Genomic DNA, 321 nt, shown 5'->3' on the forward strand with positions numbered 1-321 from the left:
TGCCCGCTGCCAGAGGACGGAACGCCGCAGTTCCGGCATGGACGGGGGCGCCGCGACGGCGCCGTTCAGAAATCACCCTTCGGCGCCAATGCCGTGCGAGATATCGCGCGTCCGCATCCGGCTCGGCTGGCGTCCGGTTGCCTTCGCGGGTCATCGTACCAGTCCGCCTCGCGGTGCGGCTTATACTTTGCGCGATACGCAGATCTGCGGATGCCCGCCGCACCACATTCGAAAGCTGAAGAAGTCACTCAGAAATCAAGCGGCGCGCGTCGACCACTTCCTTCATCACGAAGAAGGTCCGGGTCTGGCGCACCCCGGGCA

The 321-nt window shown here is 65.4% G+C and carries 1 pseudogene; it reads right to left on the reverse strand.

Features of this window, described 5'->3' with window-relative positions:
* Nucleotides 1-248 precede the first annotated feature (248 nt).
* A pseudogene (locus A6302_RS26410) lies at nucleotides 249-321 on the reverse strand (AsnC family transcriptional regulator); the annotation flags it as partial.

It is taken from the genome of Methylobrevis pamukkalensis, assembly GCF_001720135.1.
In the GTDB taxonomy this organism is placed as follows: domain Bacteria; phylum Pseudomonadota; class Alphaproteobacteria; order Rhizobiales; family Pleomorphomonadaceae; genus Methylobrevis; species Methylobrevis pamukkalensis.